At 64.2% G+C, this 16,960-nt stretch carries 17 protein-coding genes; 6 read left to right on the top strand and 11 right to left on the bottom strand.

The window, feature by feature from the left end:
- The 8 genes from rimI to ACR64R_RS25995 form a co-directional block, all read right to left on the bottom strand.
- Nucleotides 1-495, bottom strand: a complete 495-nt coding sequence (gene rimI / locus ACR64R_RS26030) for a ribosomal protein S18-alanine N-acetyltransferase (RefSeq protein WP_487359104.1) — start codon at nucleotides 493-495, stop codon at nucleotides 1-3.
- On the bottom strand, nucleotides 495-1,253 hold the full coding sequence (gene tsaB, locus ACR64R_RS26025) for a tRNA (adenosine(37)-N6)-threonylcarbamoyltransferase complex dimerization subunit type 1 TsaB (protein ID WP_487359103.1): 759 nt from the start codon (nucleotides 1,251-1,253) through the stop codon (nucleotides 495-497). The genes rimI and tsaB overlap by 1 nt, the downstream gene beginning before the upstream one ends.
- Before the next feature lie 159 nt (nucleotides 1,254-1,412).
- On the bottom strand, nucleotides 1,413-2,519 hold the full coding sequence (locus ACR64R_RS26020; RefSeq protein ID WP_487359102.1) for a DUF1513 domain-containing protein: 1,107 nt from the start codon (nucleotides 2,517-2,519) through the stop codon (nucleotides 1,413-1,415).
- A 61-nt stretch (nucleotides 2,520-2,580) separates the two neighbouring features.
- Nucleotides 2,581-3,654 (bottom strand): imelysin family protein, encoded by a 1,074-nt coding sequence (locus ACR64R_RS26015; RefSeq protein ID WP_487362550.1) that lies wholly within the window; start codon nucleotides 3,652-3,654, stop codon nucleotides 2,581-2,583.
- A 20-nt stretch (nucleotides 3,655-3,674) separates the two neighbouring features.
- On the bottom strand, nucleotides 3,675-5,156 hold the full coding sequence (locus tag ACR64R_RS26010) for a di-heme oxidoreductase family protein (protein WP_487359101.1): 1,482 nt from the start codon (nucleotides 5,154-5,156) through the stop codon (nucleotides 3,675-3,677).
- A gap of 129 nt (nucleotides 5,157-5,285) precedes the next feature.
- Complete coding sequence (gene bfr / locus ACR64R_RS26005; protein ID WP_487359100.1) at nucleotides 5,286-5,771, bottom strand: bacterioferritin; 486 nt, start codon at nucleotides 5,769-5,771, stop codon at nucleotides 5,286-5,288.
- Nucleotides 5,737-6,048, bottom strand: coding sequence for a (2Fe-2S)-binding protein (locus ACR64R_RS26000; protein ID WP_487359099.1), 312 nt, complete (start codon nucleotides 6,046-6,048; stop codon nucleotides 5,737-5,739). The genes bfr and ACR64R_RS26000 overlap by 35 nt, the downstream gene beginning before the upstream one ends.
- Nucleotides 6,049-6,110: 62 nt before the next feature.
- Nucleotides 6,111-7,400 carry an imelysin family protein gene (locus ACR64R_RS25995; protein ID WP_487359098.1) on the bottom strand — a complete coding sequence of 430 codons (1,290 nt, stop codon included), beginning with the start codon at nucleotides 7,398-7,400 and terminating at the stop codon, nucleotides 6,111-6,113.
- 431 nt (nucleotides 7,401-7,831) lie between these two features.
- Between ACR64R_RS25995 and ACR64R_RS25990 the strand changes: the two genes are divergently transcribed.
- Genes ACR64R_RS25990 through ACR64R_RS25980 form a run of 3 tightly spaced genes read left to right on the top strand, consistent with a single transcriptional unit; the run spans nucleotide 7,832 to nucleotide 9,685 of the window.
- Nucleotides 7,832-9,085, top strand: a complete 1,254-nt coding sequence (locus ACR64R_RS25990; protein ID WP_487359097.1) for an NAD(P)/FAD-dependent oxidoreductase — start codon at nucleotides 7,832-7,834, stop codon at nucleotides 9,083-9,085.
- 38 nt (nucleotides 9,086-9,123) lie between these two features.
- On the top strand, nucleotides 9,124-9,354 hold the full coding sequence (locus ACR64R_RS25985; protein ID WP_487359096.1) for a type II toxin-antitoxin system ParD family antitoxin: 231 nt from the start codon (nucleotides 9,124-9,126) through the stop codon (nucleotides 9,352-9,354).
- Between the two features lie 4 nt (nucleotides 9,355-9,358).
- Entirely contained in the window at nucleotides 9,359-9,685 is a 327-nt protein-coding gene (locus tag ACR64R_RS25980) for a type II toxin-antitoxin system RelE/ParE family toxin (RefSeq protein ID WP_487359095.1), read from the top strand.
- Nucleotides 9,686-9,737: 52 nt separating this feature from the next.
- On the opposite strand, the gene ACR64R_RS25975 is transcribed toward ACR64R_RS25980, so the two are convergent.
- Together ACR64R_RS25975 and ACR64R_RS25970 are read right to left on the bottom strand one after the other, a co-directional pair.
- Nucleotides 9,738-11,015 carry a 4-aminobutyrate--2-oxoglutarate transaminase gene (locus ACR64R_RS25975; protein ID WP_487359094.1) on the bottom strand — a complete coding sequence of 426 codons (1,278 nt, stop codon included), beginning with the start codon at nucleotides 11,013-11,015 and terminating at the stop codon, nucleotides 9,738-9,740.
- Between the two features lie 68 nt (nucleotides 11,016-11,083).
- Nucleotides 11,084-11,470, bottom strand: coding sequence for a hypothetical protein (locus ACR64R_RS25970; protein ID WP_487359093.1), 387 nt, complete (start codon nucleotides 11,468-11,470; stop codon nucleotides 11,084-11,086).
- A gap of 152 nt (nucleotides 11,471-11,622) precedes the next feature.
- On the opposite strand from ACR64R_RS25970, the gene ACR64R_RS25965 reads away from it, so the two are divergent.
- The 3 genes from ACR64R_RS25965 to ACR64R_RS25955 are packed head-to-tail and all read left to right on the top strand — an operon-like array spanning nucleotide 11,623 to nucleotide 16,612.
- Nucleotides 11,623-12,444: an efflux RND transporter periplasmic adaptor subunit gene (locus ACR64R_RS25965; protein ID WP_487359092.1), complete on the top strand. Its 822-nt coding sequence runs from the start codon at nucleotides 11,623-11,625 to the stop codon at nucleotides 12,442-12,444.
- Nucleotides 12,441-13,514 (top strand): efflux RND transporter periplasmic adaptor subunit, encoded by a 1,074-nt coding sequence (locus ACR64R_RS25960; protein WP_487359091.1) that lies wholly within the window; start codon nucleotides 12,441-12,443, stop codon nucleotides 13,512-13,514. The genes ACR64R_RS25965 and ACR64R_RS25960 overlap by 4 nt, the downstream gene beginning before the upstream one ends.
- Nucleotides 13,514-16,612: an efflux RND transporter permease subunit gene (locus ACR64R_RS25955; protein ID WP_487359090.1), complete on the top strand. Its 3,099-nt coding sequence runs from the start codon at nucleotides 13,514-13,516 to the stop codon at nucleotides 16,610-16,612. Before ACR64R_RS25960 ends, ACR64R_RS25955 begins: the two co-directional genes overlap by 1 nt.
- Here the strand turns inward: ACR64R_RS25955 and ACR64R_RS25950 are convergent.
- Nucleotides 16,609-16,938, bottom strand: coding sequence for a hypothetical protein (locus ACR64R_RS25950; RefSeq protein WP_487359089.1), 330 nt, complete (start codon nucleotides 16,936-16,938; stop codon nucleotides 16,609-16,611). The two genes, ACR64R_RS25955 and ACR64R_RS25950, sit on opposite strands and share 4 nt — an antisense overlap.
- Nucleotides 16,939-16,960: the final 22 nt, after the last annotated feature.

Genomic DNA, 16,960 nt, shown 5'->3' with positions numbered 1-16,960 from the left:
CTAGCGAAGATCGCGGCGCATGACAAGCGCGCCGGTCGGACCGTGCTCGGTCGAGCGATAATAGTTCGGCCGATGACCGACCTGCTGGAAGCCGAGCCTGCGGTAAAGCCCGATCGCCGGCGCATTGGTCTCGTCGACCTCCAGGAAGAGCGCCTCGGCGCGCTGCGCATGAAGTTCGCGCAGCACCGCGTCCATCAACTGCCAGCCGAGGCCCTGGCGGCGATGCGAGCGGGCGACAGCCACGGTCAGGATTTCACCCTCGCCGGCCGCGAGCCGCGCCAGCACGAAGCCAACCGGAGGCTTGGCGCCCTGGCCGGTTTCGCGCGCCGCATAGCCGAACACCGTCTCCTGTTCGAGGAGCGCGGCGAATTCGCCGTCGGTCCAGGGCCTCACGAAATCCTCGCGATGCAGCGCCGCGACCGCCGCGGAGTCGCCCTCCGTCAACGGTTCCAGGGCATAGTCCCTGCGGCGCGGCTGAAAGAAAGGTATGCGCATCAGGCGTCGTTTCCTTCAGGACCATGAACCTTCCCAGGAACCGGCTCCTGCTTTTTAGGATCTTGGTCTTCGTTCTGGCCCTTGTGATTTTGTCTTGGAAGAATGAAACCCGCCTGCGGCTTGGCGTCGGCACCACGCAGATAGAGCGGCTTCGGCTTCTCGCCCGGCCCCTTGGCTGAAGCCAGCCTGGCATAGGTCGAAATGTCGGCGGTGGCCGCAACCGGACCGGCATCGAAGGCACGACCGGCCGCCTCGGCAATTCGCGGCGCGGCGGTGCCGACAAGGACCGCCTCGGCGCCGATGGCCATGGCCGTCGCCTCGCAAAGCGTGGCCGCCGAAGGTCTGTAAGCTTCAACTAACGCTTTATCGTAGAGCGCCACATGGATTTCCTCGCGGCCGGCGTCGAGCGCCGCGAGCACCGCGCGCCCGGGAAAGGCATTTGCTCCCTCAGCCGCCAGGGCTTCCAGCGTCGTCACACCGATTGCCGGAATTTTCAGCGCCAGCGCCAGACCGCGGGCGGTCGAGACACCGACGCGCAGGCCGGTGAACGAGCCGGGGCCGATCGAGACGGCAACGGCGTCAAGGCCGGGGTAGCCGATCCCGCCGGCACGCAGGGCCGTCTCGATGACAGCCATAAGATGCTCGGCATGGCCTTTGCCAAGATCACGGACCTCGCGGCCAAGCTCCTTGCCCGCGTCCGCGTCATAGACGCAAGCGGCGCAGAGATTGGCAGCGCAGTCGATGGCGAGCAACTTCATACGAGCGACTTCATACGGGCAGCATCATGCGGGCGGTGGGCTGATTGAAGAACTGGATCGAGACACAATTCCCTCTGCCCGGCATAGAACGCCGCCGCAAGGCCCAGAGCGGAGAAATGTTAAGCGGCTTAGCTTCACCGCAACACCTGCACCTTGTTGTCAGGCCGAGGCCGCGATGCGCAGCACGTGGTTGTCCCAGACATAGTCCGGCTCGGAACGGATCGCGCCGGCGCCGCCGACGATCTTACCGTCACCGGTCGTAGCCAGGAAGCCGGCGCCGTCAGGCGCAAGGCCGCAGACCTCCACCAGCGGCCTGGCCGCGACCACGCGCCCGCTGGCGGCGTCGAGAACGGCCATCGAATTGCCTTCCGGCGAGGTGACGGCGACGGTGCCTGTCGCGACATTGACGGCGACCGAGCCGATGTAGTTGCGCAAGCCGGAGAGCACATCTCGCGGCATCTCCAGGAGTTCGAGCTGCTTGCCGCGCGCGGCGCGTCCGACGAGCGCCGGGCTGTCGGTCGCCGGCCCGCGATACTGGCACCCGAACCAGACGGTGTCCGCCTGGTCGCGGTCCATATGGCGGATCGAGAGCTGATGCAGCGCCGGAGGCAATTCGTGCTTCTCGATCAGGTCGCCGGTGAGGCGGTCGACCAGCGTATAGGAGGGCTTCATCGTCGCGATGTTGAGCTCGGCGCGGCCATAGTCGGGATGGGTTTCGATACCGCCATTGGCGATGACCAAAGTGCGGCCATCGCCGAGCAGGAGCAGCTCGTGCGGACCCATGCCATAGGTCGGGAACTCGCCGACGCGACTGAACTTTGCCTTCGCGTCATAGACACCCACGACACCCGCCGCATTGTCGAAGTCGTTCTCGGTCGCATAGAGCAAGGCGCCATCGGGCGAGAACACGCCGTGGCCGAAGAAATGCCGGCCGGCGATGCTGGCGATGGTCAACGGCTTGTCGCTGCCGGAATGGTCGAAGACCACCGCGAAGGTGCCAGGCTGCCGGGCAAAGACGACCGAGCGCTTCGACACCGGATCGAAAGCGACGTCATGGCCGCGATCGGGCAGATCGATCATGTGCAGGATTTTTCCGGCCTCGGAAAGCACCGCGGCGCCGAAGCTGCCGTCGCGCTTGACGAAAGCCGTGGCGAAGACGGCGTCCGCCGCAAGCGTGTCGGCCCAGGCACGCGGCGCCATGGCGACGGCAAAGCCGGCGCCCGCGGCGCGCAGGAAATCGCGGCGGTCGATGAGGGCGGTTCTCATGGGACGATCTCCCTCGGTGCGTGACCTTGTCCAAAAAGTCTGCAACTTTTTGGGGTCATGCTCAGTCCCCGTCCAGCGACGAAAAGCCGGCGGTCAGGCCGAACTCGGCGGTCATCCTCGTGCCGATCAAGGTCGAGAGGCTGGAGGTTATCAGCGCGAAATGCTCGAGCTTGTCGCGGAGCGCCGGATCGGCGAGCGCCTTGTCGATCGGGCCGTCGACGGATTGTGCGGTCGCCACGCCATTGGCGATCTGGATGTGGATGGACTCGGCCATCCATCGCGCATCGGCGGGAAGCGCGTCGCCAAGCTTCGAAACCTCGAACAGCTGGTCGACACCCGAAAGGTTTGCGGCCAGCGAAGCCGTTGTGTTCCGCGAGCGCCAGTAGATCGCCTGCTTCGGCTTGTCGGCATCAGGCCTTGTGCCGAGAAAGCCCTTGAGCCGCACGTCGCGGATCATTTCCAGCTCGTTTATGAAGACGCCGACGAGTTCCGTCACCGCCTCGTTGCCGTCGCGGTAGAGCGGGTTCTTCGGCCCCGGATTGGCCCAGAGCGACGCGAAGCCGTCGGGCTTTTGCCAGGCATCAAGCACCTCGCCGGCCATCGTTTCGATGTTGCCGGCGACCGCCGCGCCATAAGCGCAGCGATAAGGATCATCCTTCCCGGCAAGGGTTTCGGCGCCGTCGCCGTAAAGAACATATTCGAGCGCGCCGAGGCCCTGCATGGCGACGCTTTTTTGCGCCAGTTGCGTCGGATCGGCGGCTGACGGATCCCTGGATGCGAGGGTGGCCTGCACTTGCCTCAGGCCAATGCTCTTGCGGTCCGGCCAATAGAGCATCCGTTCCAGCCGGTTATTCTCCTTGATCGGTCCGAAGGCGATGATCTCGGCTACAGACCAAGCCTCCACGGTGCCTGAGAACGCCGAGCGCGCCGCTTCGAGATTCTTTTCGGATGGCGTTTCGCAAAGCTGGCGCACCGCCTTGGTCAGACCCGCCGCATGCTCGCCGAGGCTGGCATAGGCCGGGCGGACGAAACCGTCGATCGCGCGGCCGATGACATCGGAGGCCTTGACCGCGGCTGATGCGGGCAAGGTGGCGGCCAGAAAAAGCGGAAGGGCAAGGGCAAGACGTTTCGACATCAGAGCGACGCGTTTCGACATCAGAGCGACTCCAGGAACTTGATAAGCGCGTCACGATCGGCCGTGGCGGCGCCGGCAAAGCGGTCGCGCGCCTTCTGGCCCTCGCCCCCATGCCATAGGATCGCCTCGGCAAGCGTGCGGGCGCGGCCGTCATGCAGATAGAAGGCATTGCCGTTGACCGCCGCGGTGAGCCCGATACCCCAGAGCGGCGGGGTGCGCCATTCGCTGCCGCTCGCTTCGCCCACACGCTGCCCGTCGGCAAGTCCCTCGCCCATGTCGTGCAGGAGGAAGTCAGAATAGGGCCAGATCAGTTGGAAGGACTGCGCCTTGTCGGGCGTGCCGCGCAAGGTGACGAATTTCGGCGTATGGCAGGCAATGCAGCCCATTTCGTAGAACTGCTTCTTGCCGGCAAGGATGTCGGGGTTGCCGATGTCGCGGCGCGCCGGCACGGCTAGGTTCTGGGAATAGAAGGTGACGAGGTCCATCACCGGAGGCGGCGCCTCGGCGGTGCCGAGGCGTTCTTGCACGCCGTTCGGCATGGCAAGGCAATCCTTCTGTGCTTGCGTGCAATCGCCCCAATGCTTCGGCATTTCAGGCGTCGAGATGCCGATATCGCCGGCGAAGGCGTCGGCCGCCTGCTGTCGAATCGACGCTGCCTGGGCCTTCCAGCCGAAGCGGCCCAAGGTCACCTCGCCGCTCAACTCGTCGCGCACGATATTCGGCCTGCCCGAAATGCCGTCACTGTTGCGATCGTCCGGATCGGCGTGGGCGAGGATATCGACTGGCGCGATCTGCTCGATCAGGCCGAGCCCGATCATCGGCGGAGTCAGGCGCGGCGACAGCGTGGTGCGGCGATCGAGCGGTCCGCAGCCGAGATTGTCGACGGAGTAGCTTGGCTTGCGCAGCGAAACGACGGTGCCGTCGCCGAGCGCCACGTTCTCTTGCGTGTAATCGACACGCATGCGGCCCTCGCCCTTGAGGCCGGGGACCGCGAGATCCTGCAATTGCGTGCCATAGACCGGATCGGGAAAGTTCAGCACCTTGTGGTCGGCGAGTTCGGCTTCTTCCTCCGCGCTGGCGGCGTCGCGCGCAAGCCGGAGCAACATCGAGGTCGAGCCTGCGCCTTCCGGCGGGCGGCCGCGGCCATCCTTCAGATGGCAGTTCTGGCAGGCGCGCTCGTTGAACAGCGGGCCGAGCCCGTCCGAGGCCTGGGTCGAGGACGGCGACGACACCCAGTTCTTGCGGAAAAGCGCGTTGCCAAGCTTGAAGGTCGCTTCTTCCTCGAAGGTGATGTTGGCGGAGGATTGCGAGAACGCGTCGCGGTTGACGTCCTTGAGCGAGGTGCCGGCGCCGCCCTGCATCAGCTCAAACGGCTCGGGCCTGGTAAAATCTGTGGTCGGCTTGGTGACTGCCAGAACCCGCGCCTGATCATTCGGCGTCAGATCGGTGCGGCTGGCCGGTAGAGCTGCCGGCTCGACGGCCAAGGCGGATGCGGAAAGCATGATCGCAAGCAAAAGCGATGCCCCGCGACCAATCCGGTACCGCGGGATCTTCCGAAGTGGCGGGCCGTCAATTGCGGCCGGCCGCGAGCGGCCCGAAAAACCTACGGGGCGCCGCATTCCCGCATGTCCTTACTCCGCCTCGTTGGCCGAGTCGGCGTTGAGCAGGCCGTACTTCTCCTCGCCGATCGAGGCCAGCAGATCGAGCTGCGTTTCAAGGAAATCGATATGTCCTTCCTCGTCGGTCAAAAGGTCCTCGAACAGCTTCATCGAAACGTAATCGCCGGCCTCGTGGCAGATCTCGCGCGAGCGCTTGTAGGCGGTGCGTGCGTCATATTCGCCGGCCAGATCGGATTCGAGCACTTCCTTGACGTTCTGGCCGATGCGCAGCGGCGCGACGGACTGCAGGTTCGGATGTCCCTCGAGGAAGATGATGCGCGCGATCAGCCTGTCGGCGTGGTGCATTTCCTCGATCGATTCCGCCCTCTCCTTCTTTGCGAGCTTGGTGTAGCCCCAATCCTCGAGCAGACGATAATGCACCCAGTACTGGTTGACGGCCCCAAGCTCCAGGAACAGGGCTTCGTTAAGCCGCTCGATGATCTGCGGTTCGCCTTTCATGGGTTCTGCTCCCGTATTGGCCGCGCAAGCCTCGCACGCGATCCAGGTGTGAAACGATATCCACGCCGCCCACCTCTGTGCGGGCATGGTAGTTCTCGGTGACCCGAATGATCGTTTCCACCACATTTGGGAAACAGCCGCAACAGCGGCCGCGCTTGCGCATCGCGTGATAGACCTTCGCTGGCACGATCAACTGCCAGGAATCCTCATCCAGCAGACCGACGATCGTCTGCTCGATCTCCTTCTCGGTTATGATGTTGCAATGGCAGATCAGCATTGACTTGCTCTGGCTGGCGGCGCCGGTCCGGCGCCGCTTGGCTTGATGGGTACGTCTAAAGCTTACTTGAACACCTTGTCGGGAGCGTCGAGGCTGTCGGAGCCCTCGAAGGCGATCTGGTTCAGCTTGAGCGAGCCGACGGCGCGTTCGATCGACTTGGTCTGGTCGAGCAAAGCATCGATCGCCGCCTGCACGGTGGCGTTGCCCTCGGTGTTGCCTTCCGCGATCTGCTGGTCGTAGGCCTCGCCGGCAAGCGCGCGCGCCTTGATGGCCTCCATCTTGGCCAGGGTGGCGTCGAGCTTGCCCGACAGTTCCTTGTCGATCGCCGGATCGGCGGCCTTCACCATGTCGGACACCGACGGACCCGAAACCACGGAGCCGTCGAGCCGGGTGTAGCTGGCATGATAGGCGGCGCGGATGCCGATCGCGTCGTAAAGGTGCGAGTTGTAGGTGTTATCGGAGAAGCAGTCATGCTCCTCTTCCGGGTCGTGCAGCAAAAGGCCGAGCTTCATCCGCTCTCCGGCGAGCTCGCCATAGGAGAGCGAGCCCATGCCGGTGAAGATGGTGGAGATGGCGGCATTGGCATCGCCGTCGATCAGGTTCTTGCGCGCCGCGCCGTCTTCCTTCCAATTGTCGACCATCTCGCGGAGGTCGGACACCAGAAGATCGCTGGCCGACTTCAGATATTCGGCGCGACGGTCGCAATTGCCGTTGCTGCAGTTCTTGAGGTCGTAGTCCGTGTAGGGGCGCTCGCCGGCGCCGGGACCGGTGCCGTGCAGGTCCTGGCCCCAGAGCAGGAATTCGATGGCATGGTAGCCAGTCGCGACATTGGCTTCGACGCCGCCAGCCTCCTGCAGCGTGCCGGACAGGAATTCCGGCGTCAGCTTCGAGGCGTCGACCTTCTTGCCGTTGATCTCGATCTCCTTGTTGGCGATGACGTTGGCTGTGTAGAGCGCGTTTTCGTCCGACTCGGTGCCGTAGCTCTTGGCGACATAGTCGATCAGGCCCTCATCCTGCGGCCAGGAATTCACGCGCCCTTCCCAGTCGTCGACGATCTTGTTGCCGAAGCGATAGACCTCGGTCTGCTGATACGGAACGCGCGCCGCCTTCCAGGCTTCGCGGGCGGCTTTCAACGTATCGGCGGAGGGGCTGGCGACGAGCGCGTCGACCGCCTTGTCCAGCGCCTCAGCGGTGGTCAGCGAATCCTCGTATTTGGCCAGCGCGATGTCGGCATAGGTCTTGATCACCGCCTTCGCGTCGGTCTCGGCTTTCGCCGGCAACACGAACACCGCCGCCGTCAGCGCAACCGTGGCGCAGATCGCAGCCAGCCTGCCGCCAGTACGTGCCGTCATGATCTTTCTCCAGTTCCAGGGAAATTCAGCAAAAGGCGCATGTGCGCATGCGCGCCGAGGCATGAGCATGCCGGCAAAATTGGTGGCCGCGCCGATGCGCGGTTCGCGATAGAAAAACACCCAATTGCCTCCAATCGAAAGGGTTCAAGGCCCAGACATCAAAGGGACTGCGCTTTGCGCGCGGCCTTCCATAAAGCGGCCACGAGACCGGAAGTCAACTGGCGAGGAAGAAAAAATCAATTGAAACAATACTTTAGAACTATTCTAAACTGGAACTATCAACTTTAAAGCCCGACACCTGCCGCGAAATCGCCGATGGTTCGATTGACAGGCAGCCGTTCCCGATGCGACCCGAACGTGGGCTCTTGCGGCGTCCGCGGACAATCGCCACTTGGCGCAAGAGCCTATATTTGCTGGCAGAAGGGTTTGCGATGACGAACGGGGTTGTGATTGTCGGTGCGGGCCATGCCGGCGTGCAGGCCGCTGCCAGTCTGCGCGAGGAGGGCTATGAAGGGCCTGTCATCCTGGTCGGCGACGAGAAGGAACTGCCCTATCACAAGCCGCCGCTGTCAAAGACCTTCATCAAGGACGCCGAGGCCAAGCCGCAGCCCCTGCGCGGCGAGGCCTTCTACACCGGCAACACTATCGACTATCGGCCGGGCCTGCGCATCGACGCTATCGATGCCAGCGGGGGTCGGTTGAATGTCGCAGGCGGCGGAAAGCTCGCCTTCGACCGGCTGATCCTTGCGACCGGCTCGCGGCCACGCCTGCTCAAACTCGACGGCGCCGGCCTCACCGGCGTGGTCTCGCTGCGCTCGCTGGCCGACGCGCGGACGATCCGCGAGCTCAGCACGCAAACCGAGGACGTGGTCATTCTCGGCGGCGGCTTCATCGGCCTCGAGATCGCGGCGACATTGAGGGCCGCGGGCCGTAACGTCACCGTCGTCGAGGCCGTCGACCGGCTGCTCGGCCGGGCCGTGGCGCCGACAATCGCCGCGCACGTGCGCCAGCGGCTGGAGGCGACCGGCGTGCGCATCCTGACCGGCACCACAGTTGCCCGCCTGGAAGGTGAAAGCGGCCATGTCTCGGCCGCGATCACGACAGGCGGTGAGCGCCTGCCGGCGCAGATGGTGATCATCGGCATCGGCGTGGTGCCCAATGTCGAGTTGGCAGAGGCCGCCGGCATCGCGGTCGCCAACGGCATCCGCGTCGACCAGCATATGCGGAGCTCGATCCCCGAAATCCTCGCCGTCGGCGACGCCGCTTCCTACCGGCACTGGTTCACCGGCGGCAACGTGCGGCTGGAATCGGTGCAGAACGCCACCGACCAGGCGCGGCTTGCCGCGCGCACCATCCTCGGCCACGCCGAACCGTTCTCGGCTGTGCCTTGGTTCTGGTCGGACATCGGCGACATGAAGCTGCAGATGGTGGGGCTGACGCAGGGCGGCGATCACCATGTCGTGCTGGGCGAGCCGGCCGAGAACAAGTTCTCGATCTACCATTATGCCGGCAACCGGCTGCTCGGCATCGAATCCGTCAACCGGCCGGCCGACCACATGCTCGGCCGCAAGATGCTCGGCGCCGGCTTCTCGCCGACGCCGCAGACGGTGGCAGGCGGGCCGGACGCGCTGAAGGCGGCGCTTGCGGCGTTCCAGGGTATGGAATCGGCCAGGGCCACCGCATAGAGATTGCCAATTTTTGCCATGAGCCTTAAAATGGCTGAATGAGCACGATGAATATCTCACTGCCCGACAGCTTGAAGCATTTCGTCGATCAGCAGGTGACGGATCGCGGCTATGGCACAAGCAGCGAGTATGTGCGTGAATTGATCCGCCGCGATCAGGACCGTCAGCTTCTTCGCCGCCTGCTCCTCGAGGGTGCGTCATCGCCGGCCGCTGCTGCTGTTGACGACGACTATTTCGCAGCGCTGAGGAAACGAGCCCAGCGCCAATAAGTTAGTGGCCACCAAGCCAATTATTCCTCGAACCCGTGCTCTGCGCGATATCGAGGACGCTGTTGATTATTATGCGCGAGAAGCTGGTTCACACGTGGCGCTGGGCTACGTGGACGACCTCGAAAGCGCCCTTCAACTGATAGCCCGCCATCCGGGATCGGGCTCTCTGAGATTTGGCTATGAAATTGGACTACCAAGTCTGCGCAGCGTGCAATTCAAGCGCTATCCATATCTGATTTTCTATTTCGAACAGACCGACCATATCGATGTCTGGCGGGTTCTGCACGCCAAGACGGATATTCCAGTCTGGCTACAGAATCCTAGCTCCTGACGGCACATCAACCGCTTCGACTAAGCCGTCAGGAGGAATGCAAGGCGCGCCCTTAAGCCACCCGCGCCTCGCGGATCGAGGTCTCCAGAATATCCAGCGCCTCGGTCATGACGCCGTCCTGGATGGTGATCGGCGACAGGAAGCGGATGACATTGCCGTATACGCCGCAGGTGAGCAGGATGAGGCCCTTGTCCAGCGCCTTCAGCCTGACCGCATTGGCGAACTCGGCCGACGGCAGGCCCTTCTTCACGTCGTTGAACTCGACGGCGTTCATGAAGCCGGGGCCGCGGATGTCGACAATCTCCGGCACGTCGTCGCGGATCGAGTCCAGCCGCTGCTTCAGCCTGGCGCCCAGCGCATTGGCGCGGTCGCAGAGCTTTTCCTCGTCGATCACGTCGAGCACCGCATGCGCCGCGGCGACGCCGATAGGGCTGCCGCCATAGGTGCCGCCGAGGCCGCCGGGGCCGGGCGCGTCCATGATCTCGGCGCGGCCGGTGACGGCCGCCAGCGGGAAGCCGCCGGCGAGGCTCTTGGCCATTGTGGTGAGATCGGGCGCCACGTCGTGATGATCCATGGCGAACATCTTGCCGGTGCGGGCAAAGCCGGTCTGCACCTCGTCGGCGACGAGCAGGATGCCGTGCTGGTCGCAGATCTTGCGCAGCGCGGCCATGAAGTCGCGCGGCGCTTCATAGAAGCCGCCCTCGCCCTGCACCGGCTCGACGATGATGGCGGCGACGCGATTCGGATCGACGTCGGCCTTGAACAGCTTGTCGAGAGCGGCGAGAGAATCCGCGACCGAAACGCCGTGCAGCGCGACCGGGAACGGGGCGTGGAAGACGTCGGCCGGCATCGCGCCGAAGCCGACCTTGTATGGCACGACCTTGCCGGTCAGCGCCATGCCCATGAAGGTGCGGCCATGGAAGCCGCCGGAAAAGGCGATCACCGCCTGGCGGCCGGTGGCGTTGCGGGCGATCTTGATGGCGTTTTCGACCGCCTCCGCGCCAGTGGTTACGAAGATGGTCTTCTTGTCGAACTTGCCGGGCAGCATGCCATTGAGACGCTCGGCGAGATGCACGTAGCTCTCATAAGGCACGACCTGGTGACAAGTGTGGGTGAAGCGGTCGAGCTGCGCCTTGACCGCCTCGATCACCTTCGGATGGCGGTGGCCAGTGTTGACCACGGCGATGCCGGACGAGAAGTCGATATAGCGGCGTCCTTCGACATCCCAGATTTCCGAATTCTCGGCGCGGTCGGCATAGATCTGCGTCGTCATGCCGACACCACGCGAGATCGAATGGTTCTTGCGTTCCGAAATAGCTGAATTCTTCATTTCATCCCTCATCGGGCGAAAGCCCGTTTCGTTTTGTCGAACCCTTCTGTCCTTATTTCATGTTTTCCTCAAGTCGGCACCATGGCCAGTCGATTGGGCCTGCCTGGCAGCAATTCCAGCAATGATGCGGCGCGGCTTTCCGTGAGGAATTGCGTCAGGCAGAAAGAGGCGATCCTAACCAGCCCGCCGAAATGCCCTCTGGAGATAGTTTTCTTTTCCCGCCGATCGATTAATCTCGTGTCATCCGCGGCGTGTAACCCCATCGGGACCCGCTCCCACGGACTGAGGGAAACCATGAGCACGAACGCGACATCGTCGGCCTTGCCGTCTTCGCTGCTACGCCTTTTTCTTCGTCCAAGAACCTTGTTGTCGATCGCCTGTGCCGGCGCGGCGCTTTCGGCAACCGGCTGCCAGAAGCAGTCGGCGGAAAGGAAGCTGCCGGTGATGGTGACCACGCAGACGGTCGCGCTCGCCGATTATGCGCCACGGACCTCGCTGACCGGCGTGATCGCCGCGCGCACGCTCAACAATCTCTCCTTCCGCGTCGGCGGCCGCGTCGCCGAGCGACTGGTCGATGTCGGCCAGCATGTCGAACGGGGCATGGTGCTTGCCCGCATCGACCCGCAGGAGCAGGAGTTCGGATCTGCGCTCGGTTCAGGCCGATCTCGATGCAGCGCAGGCGCAGTTGACCCAGGCCGCAGCCACCTACCAACGGCAGAAGACACTGCTCTCGCAGGGTTTCACGACCAGGCGCGACTTCGACAGCGCCAACCAGACACTCAAAGTGGCGCAGGGCAGCGTCGACGCCGCGCAAAGCGCGTTGGCCAATGCCAAGGAAAACCTCTCCTACACCGAGCTCAAGGCGGGGGCCGCCGGCGTCATCACGGCGCGTCAGGTCGAGGCCGGACAGGTGGTGCAGGCGGCGCAGACGGTATTCACGATCGCCGAGGACGGCGATCGCGACGCCGTGTTCAACGTTCATGAAACGCTGGTTGCGCAGAACGCGCCCTCGCCCGCGGTGACGATCACGCTGCTTTCGGACCCGCAGGTGCGGGCCGCGGGCGAAGTGCGTGAGATCTCGCCGGCGGTCGATACCGCGACGGGATCGATCCGGGTGAAGGTCGGCATCCCCGACACGCCGGTCGGCATGCCATTGGGGGCCGCCGTCATCGGCACGGTCAGCGCCCGGTCGGTGAAAGCAATCCTGTTGCCATGGCAGGCGCTGACATCGACCCGCGGCCAGCCAGCCGTATGGATCGTCGATCCGACGAGCAAGGCGGTGAAGGAGACGCCGGTCGAGGTGCTCGCCTTTGATTCCGGCGTGGTCGTCGTCGCCAAGGGCTTGCAGGAAGGCCAGAGCGTCGTCACCGCCGGCGGACAATTGCTCAGCCCCGGACAGACGATCGAAGTGGCGGAAGCAAAGCAATGAACCTGCTGCCGCGCATCGCAGCCCTGCTTATCCTTGCAGCGCTTGCCGCCTGCTCGCGTTCGCAGGAGAAGCCACCGGAGGTCATCCGGCCGGTTCTGTCGATGGTAGTCCAGCCGAAGACGGTCGAGACCTTCGGGTTCGCCGGCTCGGTCGAGCCGCAATACAGCGCCGACCTTGCATTCCGCCTGCTCGGCCGCGTCGTCTCCCGCGACGTCAAGGTCGGCGACCTCGTCACCAAGGGCACGACGATCGCCGCGCTCGACCCGACAGCGCTGGAGCTTGCCGTCCAGGCATCGAAAGCGGATCTGTCGAATGCGCAGGCTCAATTCGCCAACGCCGCCGCAAGCGAGGAACGCCAGCGCCAGCTGCTTGCGTCGGCCAACACCTCGCAAGCCACATTCGATGCCGCGAAGCAGGCGCGGCAGGCAGCGGAAGCAGGCGTCGAGCGCGCCAATGCCGCTTTGGCCAAGTCGCAGGAGCAACTCGGCTACGCCCGCCTGTTCTCGGACTTCGACGGCGTCGTCACCGCTACAGGCGCCGAGGTGGGCCAAACCGTTTCCGCCGGGCAGACCGTCGTCACCGTGGCGCGCACCGATCCTCGCGAGGCCGTGGTCGACATTCCCGACCAGTTGACCGGCGACCTGACCGCCGGCACGCCGTTCGAGATCACCCTGCAATCGCTGCCGACCATCAAGACCGAGGCCAGGCTGCGCGAGGTCGCGCCGCAATCGGAAGGCGCTACCCGCACACGGCGCGTCAAGCTCACGCTGGTCAATCCGCCAACGGCGTTCCGGCTCGGCTCGACGATCACGGCGACGCGCGTGACCAAGGTCAGCCCCACGATCGAACTGCCGATGTCGGCGCTGCTCAAGAAGGACGGGTCCGACAAAGTCTGGGTCGTCGATCCGCAATCCTCCAGCGTGAGCATGCGCGAGATCAAGATCGTGTCCAAGAGCAGCAACAGCTTCACGGTGGCCGACGGGCTGGAGGCCGGCATGCGCGTCGTCACCGCAGGAGTCCACAGCCTGAGCGAAGGCCAGAAGGTCAAGGTGCCGGAGGGCGGGATCTGATGAAGGGCTTCAATCTCTCCGACTGGGCGCTCAGCCACCGTTCGCTTGTCTGGTATTTCATGCTGGTCTTCGTGGTGGCTGGCATCTTCTCCTATCTCAATCTCGGCCGCGAGGAAGACCCCGCCTTCACCATCAAGACCATGATCATCCAGGCCAATTGGCCCGGCGCCTCGGTCAAGGAGACGGTGCAGCAGGTGACCGACCGCATCGAGAAGAAGCTCGAGGAGCTCGACAGCCTCGACTACACCAAATCGATCACCACCGCCGGCCAAACCGTCATCTTCGTCAACCTGAAGGACACCACCAAGGCGCGCGACGTCGTGCCGAACTGGCTTCAGGTGCGCAACATGGTCAACGACATCAAGGCGCAATTCCCGCAGGGCGTGCAGGGACCGTTCTTCAACGACCGCTTCGGCGACGTCTACGGCAACATCTATGCTTTCACCGCCGACGGGCTGACGCCGCGCCAATTGCGCGACTATGTCGAGGACGTCCGCACCAAGATCCTGACCGTGCCGAATGCCGGCAAGGTCGATCTGGTCGGTGCGCAGGACGAGGCGATCTATCTCGAATTCTCGACCCGCCAGATCGCGGCGCTCGGCCTCAACCAGCAGCAAATCGTGGCCAGCCTGCAGGCGCAGAACGCGATCACCCCGTCTGGCGTCATCCAGTCCGGTCCCGAGCGCATCAGCGTGCGCGTCGGCGGCCAGTTCGCGTCCGAGGAAAGCCTGCGCGCCATCAACCTACGCGTCAACGACCGCTTCTTCCGGCTCAGCGACGTGGCGACGATCCGACGCGGCTATGTCGATCCGCCGACGGCGCTGTTCCGCTTCAACGGCCAGGATGCGATCGGTTTGGCCGTCGGCATGAAACCCAACGCCAACCTGCTCAAATTCGGCGAGGCGCTGCATGAGGAGATGAACAAGGTGCTGGCCGACCTGCCGGTCGGCGTCGGCGTGCATCTGGTCGCTGACCAGCCGGTCATCGTCGAGGAGGCGGTATCGGGCTTCACGCGGGCGCTGTTCGAGGCGGTCGCCATCGTGCTCGCCGTCTCCTTCATCAGCCTCGGCATGCGCGCCGGCTTCGTCGTCGCGCTGTCGATTCCGCTGGTGCTGGCCATCACCTTCACCGCCATGGAGTATCTCGGCATATCGCTGCAGCGCATTTCGCTCGGCGCGCTGATCATCGCGCTCGGCCTTCTGGTCGACGACGCGATGATCGCGGTCGAGATGATGGTGGCGCGGCTGGAGGTCGGCGACAATCTTCGCAAGGCGGCGACCTATGTCTATACCTCGACCGCTTTCCCGATGCTCACCGGAACGCTGGTGACGGTCGCCGGCTTCATTCCGATCGGGCTCAATTCGAGCGCCGCCGGCGAATACACCTTCACGCTCTTCGTCGTCATCGCGGTATCGCTGCTCGTGTCATGGGTCGTGGCGGTGCTGTTCGCGCCGCTGCTTGGGGTCACCATCCTGCCGGCGACGATGAAAGCCAAGCATCACGACCAGCCCGGACGCTTCACGTTGCTGTTCAGGCGCGTGCTCGTGTTCTCCGTTCGTCGCCATTGGCTGACAATCATCGCGACAGTGCTGCTGTTCGCCGCCTCGGTCGCCGGCTTCGGCCTCGTGCAGCAGCAGTTCTTCCCGCCGTCCGACCGGCCGGAGCTGATCGTTGACTGGAACCTGCCGCAGAACTCCTCGATCACGGAGACGCGCGACCAGATGGAGCGCTTCGAGCAGCGGGCGCTCGTCGGCAATCCCGACATTGAGCGCTTCTCCTCCTATATCGGCCAGGGCGCCGTGCGCTTCGTTCTGGCTTATGACGTACAGCCCGCCAATCCCTATTTCGGCCAGACCGTCATCGTCACCAAGAGCCTCGAGGCGCGCGACCGGCTGAAGCCTGCGCTGGAGAAGCTGCTGCGCGAGGAGTTCGTCGGCACAGACGCTTTCGTCAAATTGCTGGAGCTTGGCCCGCCGGTCGGCCGGCCAGTGCAGTACCGCGTCGGCGGTCCCGATATACAGACGGTGAGGGAACTCGCGCAGCAGTTCGCCGGGGTGATCTCGGCCAATCCCAAGCTGGCGGCGCCCACCTTCGACTGGAACGAGCCGCAGCGCGTGCTGCGGGTCGACGTGCTGCAGGACAAGGCGCGCCAGCTCGGCATCACCTCGTCCGACATCGCCAGCGCGCTGAACAGCACGGTTGGCGGCTCAACGATCACGCAGGTGCGCGACGCGACCTATCTCATCAATGTCGTCGCGCGTTCGCGCGAGGCCGAGCGCGGCTCGATCGAGACCTTGCAGAACATGCAATTGCCGACCGGCAACGGCGAATCGATCCCTCTCGCCGCCGTGGCCAACTTCCGCTACGATCTGGAGCAGCCGACCGTGTGGCGGCGCAACCGGACGCCAACGATCACCGTGCGCGCCGGGCTGATCGGCGACGTGCTGCCGGCAACTGTCGTCGATGAGCTGAAGCCGTCGGTCGATGCCTTCATCGCCAAGCTGCCGGCCGGCTATTCGGTGGAGACCGCCGGCACCGTCGAGCAAAGCGCCAAGAGCCAGGGGCCGATCGCGGCCGTGGTGCCCTTGATGCTGTTCACCATGGCGACGATCCTGATGGTGCAGTTGCAGAGCTTCCAGCGCCTGTTCCTGGTGGTGGCGGTGGCGCCGCTCGGCCTGATCGGCGTGGTGGCGGCCCTGGTGCCCAGCGGCGCGCCGCTCGGTTTCGTCGCCATCCTCGGCGTGCTCGCGCTGATCGGCATCTTGATCCGCAATTCCGTCATCCTGATCGTGCAGATCGAGGATCTGGTCAAGGAAGGCAAGGACCGCTGGGCGGCGGTGATCGAAGCGACCGAGCATCGCATGCGGCCGATCGCGCTGACAGCGGCCGCCGCCAGCCTGGCGTTGATCCCGATCGCGCGCGAAGTATTCTGGGGGCCTATGGCCTACGCCATGATGGGCGGCATCATCGCGGGAACGGCGATCACGCTACTGTTCCTGCCGGCGCTTTATGTGACGTGGTTCAGGATCAAGGAGCCGAAGGATGGGCGGGAGTTCCCGGTTGTCGATGCCGGCGAACCGATAGAAAGCCCTACTTAACTTCCTGCCGGATCATCGTTGTCATTGAAAGCCACGGGCGGCGATTTTGCACGCTGCCAAGGCGACGATTTCGAGTTGCGCCAAGCGTGCCAACCCTCGGGCAAATCGGCTAGTTCGACAATGCTCTCATCTCGCTCAACCACTTCCTGCAGGCCGACGAGCATTATGTCGTCATCAGCGACAGGCCCCGGAGCGCTGTTATGGAATTGCCAACTACCGTCTTCGTCATCATGCGACACATATGCGATCCAATCATCCCGGCGGAAGATGCCTTTGTCCACGAATACCGCGACATTGGGCGGATCTGAGAATTTCCACTCGCCCATAAAATAGCCCCCTCCGGACGAA

It is taken from the genome of Mesorhizobium sp. MC2-1-1 (genome assembly GCF_057597255.1).
The sequence above is the reverse complement of the archived record's forward strand: the minus strand, read 5'-3'. Positions and strand labels throughout refer to the sequence as shown.